Here is a 14,872-nt window from a genome sequence, read left to right on the forward strand (position 1 = left end):
AAGCTAACATGAGTAACGTACTTGAGATTGAGCATCTAAGCACGCATTTTCATACCGAAGAAGGTGTAGTGCGGGCAGTGGACGATGTCGGGCTGCAGGTCCGGCAAGGAGAAATCGTGTGTATCGTGGGCGAGTCCGGAAGCGGCAAGAGCATTACGGCGATGTCTGTCATGGGTTTGGTAGAAGGACCTGCTGGGCGCGTAGCAGGAGGCCGGATCGCGTTTGACGGCATTGATTTGCTGAAACTTGGTCGCAATGAGCTTCGTACCATTCGCGGCAACGAAATCGCGATGATCTTTCAAGAGCCCATGACATCGCTGAATCCGGTACTGAAGATCGGCGAGCAGCTGATGGAGCCGCTTATCGAACATCGGAAAATGAGCAAGAAAGCGGCGCGCAAGCGAGCCATCGAGCTTATTGGCGAGGTTGGCATTTCGCGGGCGGAGCAGATCGCGGATTCTTATCCGCATGAGCTCAGCGGCGGTATGCTGCAGCGCATTATGATTGCGATAGCGATCTCATGCGAACCTAAGCTTCTCATCGCTGATGAGCCAACGACTGCGCTCGATGTAACGATTCAAGCGCAGATACTGGATATGCTGCGCCGTTTCAAAGAAGAATCAGGCATGTCGATTCTACTTATCACGCATGATCTAGGCGTTGTGGCCGAAATGGCGGATTACGTCGTGGTGATGTATGCGGGAAAAGTCGTGGAAGAAGGCGAAGTTGTGGCCTTGTTCGAGAACCCGCAGCATCCGTACACGAAAGGGCTGTTGAAGTCCAAACCGATCATCAATCAGCGGCAGGACGAGCTGTACTCGATTCCGGGGCAGGTACCGAACCCGTTGGAGCTTACACCGTCCTGCTACTTCCATGATCGCTGCGCATATTGCATGGATATTTGCAGGACGCAACAGCCGGTACTGAAGGATGCGGGTAACGGGCAAAAAGTCGCTTGCTGGTTGAACGAGGAGGTGACCCCTGTATGACAGAGGCTCAAGCACTGCTAGAGGTAAATGGACTGAAGAAATATTTCCCGATTAAGTCAGGACTGCTCAGCCGCACGGTCGGACATGTGAAAGCCGTCGACGATATCAGCTTCTCGATCAAACGCGGGGAAACATTCGGGCTTGTTGGAGAGTCCGGGAGCGGCAAAAGCACAGTCGGCCGAACGATTCTACGCTTGACGGACAAGACGGCCGGCGAAGTGAAATTCGGCGGCGTCGACTTGTATGACCTGCAGCCGGACGAGCTGCGCCGCCTGAGGCCGAAGATGCAGCTGATCTTCCAGGATCCGTACAGCTCCCTCAATCCGCGCGTGCGAATCGGCGATGCGATCGGCGAGGCGCTGCTTGATCACGGTCTGGCTTCGCCTACGGAGGTTCGCGGCCGTGTGCTGGACGTGCTGAACGCTTGCGGGTTATCATCGTACCACTTCGACCGGTTCCCGCATGAATTCTCAGGCGGACAAAGGCAGCGCGTCGGCATTGCCCGCGCGCTCGTCTTGAATCCGGATCTTATTATCGCGGATGAGCCTGTTTCCGCGCTTGACGTGTCGATTCAGGCGCAAATCATCAACTTGTTTCGCGGTATGCAAGAGAAGCAGGGGCTAACCTACTTATTTATTTCGCATGATCTTAGCGTCGTCGAACACTTATGTTCGCATATCGGGGTGATGTATCTCGGTACGATGATGGAAACGGGGCCGCGCGACGAGTTGTTCCGGGATCCTCTACATCCGTATACGAAGGCGCTGCTCTCAGCCGTGCCGGTTCCGATTCCGAAGCTGAAGCGCGAGAGGATCGTTCTGAACGGTGAACTGCCGAATCCCGCCGATCCTCCGCCCGGGTGCAAGTTCCACACGCGTTGTCCATTCGCGGTTGCGCGCTGCCGTGAGGAAGTGCCGCTATTCCGGGATGTAGGCAACGACCGCAAGGTAGCTTGCCATCTCGTGTAATTAAAGAGGCCGCAGTAGTCTGTCTAGGGCGGGCAGCTGCGGCACCCATGGGTTGTCGTCGCATGGTCCTTGTTAATGCCCGGATTCGGAAATCTGCTGCTTGGGCAGTATCTCTTGGGCTGGATCTTATTTGTCTGGGAAGTGCTGATCAATGTCCATTCGCGATTTAATGTTGCGATCCTGTATGCACTCACAGGTCGTTTTCAAGATGCGACGGAAATTCTCAAGCATACACAAGTCGATTATTGGATATTAACTTATGGTTCTGTCTTTGTTTTTACAATTTTCCACAGCTACAAGAGTGCCGTTGCTACCAATGAATTAGTCGGACTCGTCAACACAGAGAATGCGCCATTGAATACGTTCTTCATCAGTCAGTTGGAATGGAATTATTTGTCCAAACTACTCGTATGTCATCACCGTGGAACGTAATATGCTTTTTGACAAGCTTAATAAGCATTTCCCATTACGTCTAGAGGATGATCCGAACAATATGCGCTTTATTGCATCCTTCAATTACTCCCTGTACTTAGAAAAGGCGATTACTGCATTAGAGTCGCTTGGCGTTAATCGGGAAGATATATTTGTTGCGCCTCTGGAAGAGAAGGGGAGCGGAAAAACGCTTTCGTTTGACACGATTGAACGGTCTGATGGGAAGAGTTTATTCGATGGAATTGCTCTGTTTGCTGCATTCGGATGTTTTATGGGCTCCGTTTATGGCCGCTGTGGGCTCTCCGAAATCGTCGCACCTATTTTGAGAACATGATGCCCTTCACCGACATTCATAACTGCGTGGATGCCGATTAGCTTCTGTAGCCAGCATCAACTTCACCGGAAGCGAGCGAGTGAGCACACAGGTGGCTATGTTGGATAAATCCACTCATTTTTGCCAAAACAACTGCTTTTCAGAGGCTATGTTGGATATTTCCACTCATTTTCGGCGGAAAAGGCTAAAACAGCCATTCTCTATCTGAAATGAGTGGATTTTTCCATTATAGAGTGAAATTTTGATTGTTTTAGCAGTTCTAGAGTGGAAAATTCCAATATAGGCAACAATTAATCTAAGACGTGACCCTTACAGGTCACGTCTTTTTTGCAGAGTCTATATGCTATCGACCTTCGCAATAATGACTTTTACGCCTCTGCTCTCAATCTCCTCAATCACATCAATGGACGCTTCCTCATCAGTAATGAGAATATCAATCGGTGTAATCGGGCCAATCTTAACGAACGCGTCAATGCCAAGCTTCTCATGAGGAGCGAGGCAGATTGTTTTACGCGAAATTTCAATGGCGCTTCTGCCAAGGCTTGCTACTTCTGGCGTTGCAGTGCTGATGCCGTTTTTCGAGATAGCCCCGCCTGTTATGAAACAGATATCGAGCGAGAATTGACGTAGAAAATCATAGGCGAGCGCATCTGTCATGTTGCCAGACTGCTTGACCTTGCCTCCAACAATATAGGTATCGATATGGGGGAGATCCTTAAGGCAGTCCGCGATTCGAATGGCATTCGTGACAACTGTGAAAGGAAACGTCGGGAGATACTTCAGCATGCCGTAATGGATCCCAGTGCCTGAGATAAAGACGGTGTCGTTTTCATGAATATAGGAGGCAGCTTTCTTGGAAATAGCGTTCTGAAGCGGCGTACCTTCCCCATAGCGAGTGGGGAGTGACTCTGGCGTAATCGTATTACGGACTTGGCTGGGTGGAATAGCGCCGCCATGCGTGCGCTTGAGCAAACCCTTCTCTTCCATGATCGTCAAATCTCTTCGGATGGAATCGATAGACATCTCAAATCGATCTGCTAAATCCTTCGCAAGTACGCGGCCTTCCGTTTCGAGCATCTTCAGTATTTCAGTTCGCCGTTCCTCAGTGAACATGGTATAAGCCTCCGAAAGGGAATTTTCACCATTACTGATGATGGTTCCATTTTATTCGGCTTTATTCGGTTTTGTCGACGAATATCGCGAGAATACTTACGGTATTTTACGTCTTATTGCTCATTTACTCATGAAAACCGCACAAACGCGCCCTCAACCCCTCCGATATCCCAGTCATCGGCAGCCGCACCGCGTCGCTGTTGATCAATCCCTGTCTGGCCAGCATCCACTTCAACGGAGTTGGATTGGACTCTTTGAACAGCAGCCCGATAAGAGGGGAGAGTGATTGGAAAGTCGCCTCCGCTCGTGCTGTATCACCAGCCTGGTAAGCCCGATATACGTCCATGAAGTCACTCGTTCTCAAGTTAGCCGAAGCAAGAATGCCGCCTTTGGCTCCGCTGCCCAGCATCTCATAGAACCCCGCATCCTCCCCGCAAAGAATCGGCTTCGAACAGCCTGACTCCATCAATTGACGGATGAGCCGCAAGTCGCCTGAGCTATCTTTTAGACCAATCACGCCATCAATCTCCAAGATCTTCCTCATCGTATCTGCTTCGACTCTAATACCGGTGCGAGCGGGCACTTCGTATGCAATGACGGGGATGCCTACACTAGCTGCGCGCTCGAAATGCTGGAGGATTCCTGCCTGTGAAGGCCGGCTGTAATAAGGCGTAACTACCAGAACTGCGTCAGCTCCAAGCTGTGCAGCCTGCTCCGTACGCATTATCGTCGAGCGTGTATCGTTTGTCCCAGTTCCGATGACGAGCGGGAGCTGCTTCCCTGTATCCCTCAGAAGCTTAGAGGTTAACCTGACAATCTCAGCAACCTCATCCCAAGTAACAGTCGGAGCTTCGGCAGTCGTCCCGTTTATCACCAGACCATCGATGTCATGAGACAGCAGGTTCATTAAATACCGCTCATAAGCTGCAAAATCAATCTCCTCGTTCGCCAAGAAAGGCGTCACGACCGGGACGTATATACCTTGCAATTGTGATTCTGTCAGCATAGGAAGACCACCTCATTAGTAGTTGTTGAACTTACTTTAGCATGGCTTTTACTATTACAGTTATCTATAATTAGTAATAGCGATTATCAATAATGTTAATGGGAGGGCGGAGCTTTGGAACTCGCTTACTTTCAAACCTTCCGTGAGGTTGCACTGCGGCAAAGCTTCACGCGTGCAGCGGAAGAACTCGGCTACGCGCAATCCAGTGTGACGATACAGATTCAGAAGCTTGAGAAAGCCTACGGTGTTCAGCTGTTTGAGCGATATGGGAGAGGGCTTCGATTAACGTCTGCAGGTGAGGCGCTGCTGCCGATCGTCAATCAAATGCTGGATCTCTTCCAACAGTCGAAGGAACGGCTGACTTCGCCGAGAGGGGGAAGCCTGACCATTGGCACGATAGACTCGCTTGCTTCCTACTATCTGCCACCATTCATTGGGCAGCTCAGGGAATTCGACTCCGAGCTCGCTGTACGGCTGCTTCCTGACCGTGAATCGACGATTATTAATCACGTTAAAGATGGGACAGTCGATATCGGATTTATTTTGGAGAGCAGGCCTCCTGAAGATACGCTAAGCTGGATCAATATTAGAGAGGAAAAGCTCGCTCTCGTTGCAGCGCCTGACCACCCATTCGTGAAGCGGGATCGAATAGAGCTGGAGCAGCTGGATGGCGCAGAGTGGATTTTGCCAGAACCGACTTGCAACTATCGCATTATGCTGGAGAGGCTTACTAGGAAGCATAAGTTGAAAGCGAGTATCGTGCTGGAGCTCGGGAACCCCGAAGCGATTAAGCGTTGCGTGAAAGCAGGGACGGGCATTTCGCTGCTGCCTCGTATGGCAGTAGAGGAGGAGCTTCAAAGTGGAGCGCTCGTCGAGCTTGCTTTTCACCATCCGGAGCTGAAATTAAACCTGTACGCGATCATTCATCCAAACAAGTGGCTCACGCATTCATTAGAATATTTTATATCATTAATAAAAAATCAATAACGTTCGCAATAAAGGAGATGCGCAATTAAGGTCGAAAGTTTACGATAGCGAAATATAGATACAACAAGGAGCAAGGAAGTGGAGCAAATGTTGCGGGATAAACTATTAGCAAGAAAACCTGGGCTCATCTCATACGGCATGACGCCGCCGAAGGCAACGCATACGCCCGAGAAAATCGCGGAAATCGCGCAGAAGCAATGCGAACGTCTGCGTGACTTGGATCTGGATGCGCTCATCCTCTATGATGTGCAGGAAGAGGCGGACCGGATCGAACAAGAGCGTCCGTTTCCTTATTTGCAGACGGTATCTCCGGATACATACAGCAAGCAATACTTGAACGAGCTGCATGTTCCGAAAATCATTTATAACTGCGTGGGCAACTATTCGCGGGAAGCGTTTATTGACTGGGCGCGAAAAGACGCCGATCAGGACAGGTACTCCGTATTTGTCGGCAGCAGCTCGAGCAAGCAGCAAGTGCATTTAGGCCTTTCGGATGCCTATCAGCTGAGTGAGGCGCATAACGATAATCTGATCTTCGGCGGCGTTGTCATTCCTGAACGGCACTTGAGTAAGCAGGATGAGCATTTGCGGGTCGTGAGCAAAATGAAGAACGGCTGCGATTTCTTCGTCACCCAAGCGATCTACAACGTGGAAGCATCGAAGAACTTCCTGTCCGATTACTTCTACTATTGCAGCGAGAACGGCATCGACATGGTTCCAATCCTGTTCAATCTGGCGCCGTGCGGCTCGACGAAAACGCTGGAATTCATGAAGTGGCTTGGCATCAGCATTCCGAAATGGCTCGAGAACGACCTCAAATATTCGAGCGATGTACTGGATCAGTCGATCCGTCATTGTCAGAAGATTTTCGAAGAGATCTTGGAATACGGCATCGAGAAGGGCATCCCGATCGGCTGCAGCATCGAGAGCGTATCGACCCGCAAGGTCGAGATCGATGCTTCGGTGGAGCTGGTAAAGAATATTAAGTCGCTGCTCGGCAAGAAGCTTGGTTCGAGTGTGGTTTAAGCGGTAACCTAATAAATTAAAAAGCCGTCTCAGGTGGATTAAAGTCCCCTGGAGACGGCTTTTTTCGTTAACCGGTAGACGGGCTATTCGGCACATGGCCTTTCTGGTTACGGTTGCGATCGGTAGACCCTGCGACGTCATTCTCGGCTTGGCTGTCCTTCATTTCCATCGCCTGCATCTTCGCTCCAAAAGGCTGGTTTTTCTTGCGAGCCACGCTGCTTCCTCCCTTCACAAGCGTCAATTCTTGCTTATGACAAGCTTTTCTAGATTGCCCAGCCCCCTTCGAATCCACTCCATAGATTTGAAAATCGGTCCTGATCGGAGAGTTTATTGTCCAGATCAGCCATGAATTGAGCCGTAGAGACTCGTATGATGGGGATAGAAACCGTTTCCATGGCAGTCCCAAAACCATCCGTAACGGAGGGAATGTATGAAAGAGACGAAAGGCGTTGGCGTGCTTGGCTTCGCCCATGGTCATGTCAACGTCTATTGCGAAGAATGGAAAAATGCGGAATTAGGCGTCAAGGTTCTGGCAGGATGGGACCATGATGCTGCTAGGCTGGAAACAGCCAGAGGTGCATTCGGACTCGAGGGTCATGAGGATGTTAACGAGCTGCTGCAGCGTGATGACATCGACGCTGTCGTCATCGGCGCAGAAACGTCGAGACATGCCGATCTGATCGAGCTGGCCGCTTCTCACGGCAAAGCGATTATTGTGCAGAAGCCACTCGCGCTAACGATGGCGGAGGCGGACCGAATCGTTCAAGCGGTTGAGCGGCATCAAGTGCCGTTTACGCTAGCCTGGCAAATGCGCGTCGATCCGCAAAATGTACAGATGAAGGAATGGATCACAAGCGGCGAGCTCGGCCAAGTGTTCATGGTGCGCCGCAGACACGGGTTAGCTATGGGGCTAAATGCTGATTTTGCGAACTCCTGGCATGTCGAACCGGCATCGAACCGCGATATTTGGGCTGATGATTCGTCGCATCCGATTGATTTTATCCACTGGCTGCTTGGCGAACCGGAGAGCATTACCGCGGAGCTCGGCTCGCTCTATAATCCGCGCATCCCGAATGACAACGGCATCGCCATATTTCGGTATCCGAATGGCCCGATTGCCGAAGTCAGCTGCTCATTCACCTGCAGCGCCGCGCAGAACACGACTGAAATTATTGGCGAGCGCGGCACGGTTGTTCAGAACTACGGCGATGCGGTCAGCTGCAATGTGAAGAGGCCGACTGAGGGAGCAGGTCTGCTCAAATATACGGCATCGACAGACGAGTGGACAGCGAGCGAGATTGCTTCACCAGCCAATCACGTTGCGCGGCTTCGAAATTTAGCGAGACCACTAGCTGAGTTTCTGCATGGCGAGCGTCCGCCGATTGCGACTGCAGAAGAAGGCAGAACCTCGCTTCGCATGGTACTTGCTACATATGTTGCATCACAAGAAGGACGCCGCGTCGGGCTGAGTGATGCGAAGATTGAATCCGTATAAACCAGTTCGTATAATCATAAACCCAATTCGAGGAGGAACTATTAATGGCGGTCAAAATCGGAATTGTAGGCATGAACGGAATCGGAAATCATCATGCCGTTTGTCATAAGGAAGATGAATTGGCGGATCTGGTCGCAGTGTGCGACGTTGTGAAGGAGCGCGCCGATGCGGCAGCGGAGAAATACGGCGTGAAGGCGTACTACAGCTTGAAAGACATGATCGAGAACGAACCGGATATCGAAGTGATCGATGTAACGACTGGCGGGATCGACAACGGCAGCTGGCACTTCGAGCCGGCGATGGAAGCGATCGGCTACGGCAAGCATGTGCTCGTAGAGAAGCCGCTTTGCCACGATATTCGCGAGGCGCGCGAGCTTGTTGCGTACGCGGAGAAGCAGAAGGTTTATCTCGGCTGCAACCTGAACCACTATTTCACGGAGCCGGCTGCACGCGGCAAGCAATACGTCGAAAATGGAGAGATCGGCGAGCTCGTATACTGCCTGGCGAAGATGGGCTTCAACGGCGGGGAAGCGAACTACGGCCTTGCAGGCTCGGATAAAGTGAAAGGTCATCCGTACTTCCACATGAAGGCGTTCCTGACGCATCCGCTCAGCGTTATGCGCCACTTCTGCGGCGACATTACGCATATCCAGACGTTCTCGGACCGTCCGGGCTTCAGACGCAACGCCGGCGACGTGATGGCTTCGATCAACTCCATCCATGTTCGTTTCCAGAACGGCGGCGTCGGGTACCTGCTCAGCCAGCGCGGAGATGCGGTGTATGGACTCGGCGGCTGGTGGAGCCTTGAAATGGCTGGTTCCAAGGGCACGTTCTGTATCGAGAACTGCGTTGAGAAGATCTCGTACTGGAAAGCGGAGAAAGGTGTACCTGCCATCAGCACGCCAATTGTGCCGGAAGTAACGGATTACGGCACAACAGACTTCAACCGGACATTTAACAACCGTCTCCACGCATTCCTGGAGGACGTGTCGAACAAAGTGCCGTTCGATCAATTGCGCGCGAATGGACGTGATGCTCTCGCAGTCTTGGAATATACGTTTGCGGTCATTGAGTCGTACGAACGCGGAGGCGAAATGGTCAGACCTCATCCATTGCCGCCGCTGCACGGCGATCCGCTGTTCTTGAGATAACCATAACCATTCGAATCCGAAAAATAGGAGGCTGCTATCAAATGATTCAATTAGGCGTAAACTCGGTCTTATTCAAAGAGTACGACTTCGCGCAGGCAGCGCGTTCCATCGCGGCTTGCGGCTACGATGGCGTTGAAATATCGGCCATTCAAGGGATGTGCGAGCATCTCGACCTTAGCCGCTGGAGCGAACAGAAGGAAGAGCTGCAAGCGATTATGCAGGAGAATGGCCTGAAGTTCTTGTCGATGGAGGTTGCTTCGCTTGATGAAGGGCGGCTCCGGCTTGCTTTTGAAGCGGCGGCGGCAATCGGCATTCCGATCGTCAATATCGGGCCTGGCGGCAAGTCAGGCGTAGAAGAAGACTTGGCAGCATCGATCGCAACACTGACGAATCTATCGGAAATCGCTGGTTCATACGGTGTAACGCTTTGCGTGAAAGCACATGTCGGCAACGCGATCTATAACACGCCGACAACGCTTGCGGCGATGGATCAAATCTCCTCTTCGTCATTCGGCATCGATATGGACCCGAGCCATATTCACCGCTCCGGCGAGAACGCTGAAGAGGCGCTCCCAGCGGTAATTAACCGCGTTAAACATATTCATATCCGCGATTGCAAAGGCAGAGCGCAAGGACCTGGTCCAATTGATCTGCAAGCATGCGGCAGAGGCGACATCGACCTCTACGGCTACTGCGAAGCGATGGTGCAAGGCAGCTATAATGGTCCTGTCGTTCTCGAGGTCATTGGCGCGCAGCCTGCACATGCGCTTGATCAAGTGACAGCCGTTGCAGCTGAGTCGTACGGCTATCTGAACGCTTGCTTGAAGAAGCTCGGCGCACGCTAGCTCGTGCCCACCGCCATAACCACCACAATCACCATCAGCCAACCAAATCTAGGAGGCGAACTTCCACATGTCCGCGAAAAAACCTAACGTTATCTTTTTCGGTATCGACAGCTTGCGCCGTGACCATATGAGCAGCTATGGCTATCACCGACTGACAACGCCATATATGGATAAACTTGCTTCGCAAGGCGTGCTGTTCGAGAAGCATTTCAGCCCGAGCATCCCAACGACGCCAGCATATGCGTCCATGCTTACGGGCATGGACGTCTTCGGCACAGACGTGGTCGCGCTGCGCCACCAAGGACCGCTCGGCGGCCATGTGCTGACGCTCGCAGAAGTGCTGGAATCGAACGGCTACAACACAACTTGTATCGGGTTCACAGGCAATCCGTCGGCGCGCGGCTTCCAGACGTACCTTAACTACGAGTCTTGGCTGCCGGAAGAGGAGAGCGGGCGCGCTCCGAAAGCAGAGAGCTTGAATAGCGTTGCGATTCCTGAGCTTGAGCGTCTCGCAGCGGAAGATAAACCGTTCTTCCTCTTCATGCGCCACATGGATCCGCACTCTCCGTACTTGCCGCCTGCGCCATTCGAGCGGATGTTCTACGGCAAGGACGAGAAGGACCCATCGAACGAATCGATGGAGCCCGTGTACAACTTCAAGCCGTTCGGCGATTACCTCGCTTCATGGATTCCGGAAGGTACGACGGATCACGAGTATGTGACGGCGCAATACGACGGCGCGATTGCGTACATGGATATCGCGATTCAAACACTGTTCACGAAGATCGCAGACATGGGACTCGAAGAAGATACGCTGATCGTCATTACCTCCGACCACGGCGAGACGCTGTATGAGCATGATTGCTATTTTGACCATCACGGACTATACGACTGTACGCTTGTCGTTCCGCTGATTCTCAAGTTCCCGGGACGAGTACCGGCTGGCCGTAGAGTAGGCGATGTGAGTCTGATCTCCGACATTATGCCAACGGTGCTGGATTTACTGGAAATCCAGACGGAGATTGCTTTTGACGGTCGTACGCTCACGCAAGCAATCGCTGGAACTGCGGACACCGCTTCACAACTGAGCGAGTTCTATATTACGGAATGCACATGGATGCGCAAGCATGGGTGGCGCACGCCGGAATGGAAGCTCATCTGCGCGCTTGAGCCGGATTTCCACTTCAAGCCGGAGATCGAGCTGTACAACTTGACGAAGGACCCGCTCGAGAACGTGAACGTCGCGGAGCAAGAACCGGAAGTCGTCGCCTTCCTGACACAGCGCATGCATGACTATATCGCCAGACGCGAAGAGCAGACAGGTCGCACGAATCCGATCTATACGAATACGAACTGGCACGGACAGAACAAGATTTTCACGTCCTCTCAAGAGGCGTATGACTCGCTTTATATTGGCTCCATCAACTTCGCGCGCTCGCTGCAATCCAAGGACAAGGAGAAAGTGGAAGCGCAAGCCGAAGAGAAAGAGCCGGTGGAAAGCAATGATTAGAATTGCTGTCGTCGGAGTCAACAACATCGGCAAAATCCACTGCGGGGTTTATAAGCGGCACCCCGATACGGAGCTTGTCGCGGTATGCGATCTGATGCCGGAACGGGCAGCGGCTGCGGGGCGAGAGCACGGCGTGCCGCATTATACCGACCTGAGCACACTGCTCGAGCGCGAGGCTGTTGACGCTGTCATTGTCGCAACAGCAGGCGTAGAGAAGGGCAGCCATCACTACGAGCCGGTCATGACGGCAATTGAGGCAGGGAAATCGGTCTTCGTCGAGAAGCCGATTTCCAACAATATCGAAGAGGCGCGCCGCATGGTTGCCGCTGCCAGGGAGAAGGGCATACGGCTCGCGTGCAACTTGAATCACCGCTTCACGCCAGCTGCGTACAAGGCGAAGGAGCTCGTCGATGCCGGGAAGCTCGGCACGACGCTCTTCATCAACATGCGGCTGACGATCCGCAATCCGCAGGAAGATACGGAGTGGCTGCACATGCGCGCGCTGCATCCGCATTCCATTGACGTGATGCGCTACTTCGGCGGCGATATCAAGCGCGTGCAAGCCTTCATGACTAAGGCTCCGGGTCGCAGCTCTTGGTCGACGGTGAGCATTAACATGGAGTTCGCCTCCGGAGCGGTCGGCCATCTGACGGGCAGCTACGATATGTCGATGCGCCATCCGATTGAGTTCTGCGAAGTTGCAGGCAACGCTGGACGGATTGTCGTAGACAACGTTTACGAGAGCATGACATACTATCCTCATGATTCTGATGAGCTTACCGTCGTCCGTAACCCGCTGTTCGGCGGCATGAAAGGCTTCGACGATACGTTCGATCAGCGCATTCATCGTTTCATCGAAGAGCTTAAAGCAGGCGTGCAGCCTGAAGATATAACGGCGTCAGGCGCGGATGCGCTCGCGGCGCAAGAGGTTATCGAAGCTGCCATTCAGTCGCACCAGCTTGGCGGCGTTCCAGTTACAGTCCCTGCCTAGGGATGCAGATGGAGGGGAAACGAGCATGAACAGCACCTATGGCTCGGTATTGTGGTTCACCGGATTATCCGGAGCAGGCAAGACAACAACTGCCAAGAGCGTCGAGAAGAAGCTGCGCGAGCGCGGACGGCGCGTGGAGCTGCTCGATGGCGACGAGCTTCGCACGACGGTATGCAAAGGGCTCGGCTTCAGCAGAGAAGATCGTATCGAGAACGTGAAACGTATTGCCTATATTGCGAATCTGCTCTCCCGCAACGGGGTTGATGTGCTGGTCTCAGCCATCAGCCCTTACAAGGAGATGCGCGATTACGCAAGGCAGCAAATTCAGAATTACATCGAAGTGTATGTCAAATGCCCGCTTCATGTTTGCGAGATGCGAGATGTGAAAGGGTTGTATGCGAAGGCGAGAGCAGGCGAGATCAAGAACTTTACCGGCATCACAGATCCGTATGAAGAGCCGGAATGCCCGGAGCTCACGCTTCTCTCGTCCAGCGCTACACTGGATCAGAACGTCCAGACGGTAATTACTTACTTGGAGCAAGCGGCAACGTCGAGCATCAAGAAAGGACTCAGCCTGCGATGAAAATCATCCTCATTTCGCTCGATACGCTCCGTGCCTCCAGGCTGAGCGGCTATGGCTACGGGAAACCGACAAGTCCGCATCTCGATCAAATTGCGCGCGACGGCGTGCTGTTCGAGCGTGCATACGCAGCAGATATACCGACAGAAGTTGCCCATACAGGCATTTTCACAGGCAAAATCGGTCTCACTACCGGCGTCGTCTCCCACGGCTCCGATCTGACCCATCTGCCGAAGTCGGTCGAGTGGCTGCCGAACCTGCTTCGCTCGGCAGGCTTCACAACCGGCGCGGTCGACAATCTCTATCAGCTCAAGGAGTGGTTTGCCCGCGGCTATAATTATTACATCAACACCGTCGGCGGCAATCGGTGGATTGACGGCAGCAAGGTGAACGACTTGGCGCTGCCTTGGATCGAGCAGCATCAGGGCGAATCGTTCTTCCTGTTCCTTCACTATTGGGATGCGCATACGCCGTATTTGCCGCCGGAATCGTATATTCCGCAGTTCTACGATGAATCGAAGGACCCGTTCGATCCAAGCAATCAGAGCATGGAGCCGGCCTATAATCATACGGCTTATCCGTTCTTTAAGCATCATCACTACGATCTCGTCGGCAATGTGACGGATACGGATTACTATGACGCGCTGTATGACGCGGAAATTCGCTACTTGGACGACCGATTGAAGGAGCTGGACGATCATCTCTGCAAGCTCGGCATCCAAGAAGATACGCTGCTTGTCCTGTTCGGCGATCATGGGGAGAGCTTAACCGAGCATGATATTTATTGGGATCATTGCGGCTTGTATGAGCCGACCGTTCATGTCCCGATCATCATGCGCTGGCCTGGCCGAATCGATGGCGGACGCAGAGTGCCAGGGCTTGTGCAGCAGGTGGATCTGCTGCCGACGCTGCTCGATGCGGTGCGGCGTGAAGCGCCTGCGGGTATCGATGTGAGCAAGCTGGTTGATCCGGGAGGACTCGACGGCATTAATATGTGGCAGGCGATTGAAGGAGAATCCGAAGGCACGCACGAAACTATTTATCTGAGCGAGTGTGCATGGCAGGCGGCGAGAGGCATTCGAACAGATCGGTATAAATTTATCCGTACGTATGACCCTGGCCCGTTCAAGCGTCCACCGCGCGAACTCTATGATCTGCTCGTTGATCCGGGGGAGAAAGTGAACCTCGCTGAAGCGAATCCGCGGCTAGCCGATGAGTTCGAGCAGCAGCTCAATGAAGTGGTCAGCCGCAAGCTCGGCGGTAGAATCGACCCGATGGTGCAGCAGCTTCTGGAGCGAGGCCTCCCGTTCAGACGGAGAATCGAGCAAATTCTCGCGGAGTACGGGTTGAGCTGGGAGGAATGGCAGCAGAACCCTGACCGCGAGCTGTTCGATCAAGCTGCATTGGCACATAGCCATGGGCACGCGAAATAAGCAGCAGCAGTC

Annotated in this window: 16 protein-coding genes; 13 read left to right on the forward strand and 3 right to left on the reverse strand. The window is 52.9% G+C overall.

Annotation, left to right across the window (positions count from 1 at the left end):
• Positions 1-8 precede the first annotated feature (8 nt).
• The 4 genes from A8990_RS16470 to A8990_RS16485 all read left to right on the forward strand — a co-directional run bounded on the left by A8990_RS16470 (position 9) and on the right by A8990_RS16485 (position 2,723).
• Entirely contained in the window at positions 9-989 is a 981-nt protein-coding gene (locus A8990_RS16470; RefSeq protein WP_116190140.1) for an ABC transporter ATP-binding protein, read from the forward strand.
• Positions 986-1,957 (forward strand): ABC transporter ATP-binding protein, encoded by a 972-nt coding sequence (locus A8990_RS16475; protein WP_116190141.1) that lies wholly within the window; start codon positions 986-988, stop codon positions 1,955-1,957. Before A8990_RS16470 ends, A8990_RS16475 begins: the two co-directional genes overlap by 4 nt.
• A 75-nt stretch (positions 1,958-2,032) precedes the next feature.
• A complete protein-coding gene (locus A8990_RS16480; RefSeq protein WP_116190142.1) occupies positions 2,033-2,389 on the forward strand; it encodes a hypothetical protein in 357 nt (118 codons plus the stop codon).
• Between the two features lie 61 nt (positions 2,390-2,450).
• A complete protein-coding gene (locus A8990_RS16485) occupies positions 2,451-2,723 on the forward strand; it encodes a hypothetical protein (RefSeq protein ID WP_147306821.1) in 273 nt (90 codons plus the stop codon).
• A 336-nt stretch (positions 2,724-3,059) separates the two neighbouring features.
• On the opposite strand, the gene A8990_RS16490 is transcribed toward A8990_RS16485, so the two are convergent.
• Positions 3,060-3,836, reverse strand: coding sequence for a DeoR/GlpR family DNA-binding transcription regulator (locus A8990_RS16490; RefSeq protein ID WP_116190144.1), 777 nt, complete (start codon positions 3,834-3,836; stop codon positions 3,060-3,062).
• A gap of 124 nt (positions 3,837-3,960) precedes the next feature.
• Positions 3,961-4,842: a 4-hydroxy-tetrahydrodipicolinate synthase gene (gene dapA / locus A8990_RS16495; RefSeq protein ID WP_116190145.1), complete on the reverse strand. Its 882-nt coding sequence runs from the start codon at positions 4,840-4,842 to the stop codon at positions 3,961-3,963.
• Between the two features lie 114 nt (positions 4,843-4,956).
• Here dapA and A8990_RS16500 point away from each other — a divergent pair, with 114 nt between their 5' ends.
• Together A8990_RS16500 and A8990_RS16505 are read left to right on the forward strand one after the other, a co-directional pair.
• Positions 4,957-5,829: a LysR family transcriptional regulator gene (locus A8990_RS16500; protein WP_116190146.1), complete on the forward strand. Its 873-nt coding sequence runs from the start codon at positions 4,957-4,959 to the stop codon at positions 5,827-5,829.
• 87 nt (positions 5,830-5,916) lie between these two features.
• A complete protein-coding gene (locus A8990_RS16505) occupies positions 5,917-6,855 on the forward strand; it encodes a methylenetetrahydrofolate reductase (protein WP_116190211.1) in 939 nt (312 codons plus the stop codon).
• 67 nt (positions 6,856-6,922) lie between these two features.
• Here the strand turns inward: A8990_RS16505 and A8990_RS31585 are convergent, their stop codons facing one another.
• Entirely contained in the window at positions 6,923-7,069 is a 147-nt protein-coding gene (locus tag A8990_RS31585) for a hypothetical protein (RefSeq protein ID WP_181909626.1), read from the reverse strand.
• Positions 7,070-7,285: 216 nt separating this feature from the next.
• On the opposite strand from A8990_RS31585, the gene A8990_RS16510 reads away from it, so the two are divergent.
• The 7 genes from A8990_RS16510 (at position 7,286) to A8990_RS16540 (ending at position 14,860) form a co-directional block, all read left to right on the forward strand.
• Complete coding sequence (locus tag A8990_RS16510) at positions 7,286-8,350, forward strand: Gfo/Idh/MocA family protein (RefSeq protein WP_116190147.1); 1,065 nt, start codon at positions 7,286-7,288, stop codon at positions 8,348-8,350.
• A gap of 44 nt (positions 8,351-8,394) precedes the next feature.
• Entirely contained in the window at positions 8,395-9,501 is a 1,107-nt protein-coding gene (locus tag A8990_RS16515; RefSeq protein ID WP_116190148.1) for a Gfo/Idh/MocA family protein, read from the forward strand.
• Positions 9,502-9,542: 41 nt separating this feature from the next.
• Positions 9,543-10,346 (forward strand): sugar phosphate isomerase/epimerase family protein, encoded by an 804-nt coding sequence (locus A8990_RS16520; protein WP_116190149.1) that lies wholly within the window; start codon positions 9,543-9,545, stop codon positions 10,344-10,346.
• A 67-nt stretch (positions 10,347-10,413) separates the two neighbouring features.
• Positions 10,414-11,856, forward strand: coding sequence for a sulfatase family protein (locus A8990_RS16525; RefSeq protein WP_116190150.1), 1,443 nt, complete (start codon positions 10,414-10,416; stop codon positions 11,854-11,856).
• Positions 11,849-12,847: a Gfo/Idh/MocA family protein gene (locus A8990_RS16530; protein WP_116190151.1), complete on the forward strand. Its 999-nt coding sequence runs from the start codon at positions 11,849-11,851 to the stop codon at positions 12,845-12,847. The genes A8990_RS16525 and A8990_RS16530 overlap by 8 nt, the downstream gene beginning before the upstream one ends.
• A 25-nt stretch (positions 12,848-12,872) precedes the next feature.
• Positions 12,873-13,430 carry an adenylyl-sulfate kinase gene (gene cysC, locus A8990_RS16535; protein ID WP_116190212.1) on the forward strand — a complete coding sequence of 186 codons (558 nt, stop codon included), beginning with the start codon at positions 12,873-12,875 and terminating at the stop codon, positions 13,428-13,430.
• Positions 13,427-14,860: a sulfatase family protein gene (locus A8990_RS16540; protein WP_181909619.1), complete on the forward strand. Its 1,434-nt coding sequence runs from the start codon at positions 13,427-13,429 to the stop codon at positions 14,858-14,860. The genes cysC and A8990_RS16540 overlap by 4 nt, the downstream gene beginning before the upstream one ends.
• The last annotated feature ends 12 nt before the right edge of the window (positions 14,861-14,872 follow it).

Source organism: Paenibacillus taihuensis, from assembly GCF_003386535.1.
Classification (GTDB): Bacteria; Bacillota; Bacilli; order Paenibacillales; family Paenibacillaceae; genus Paenibacillus_Z; species Paenibacillus_Z taihuensis.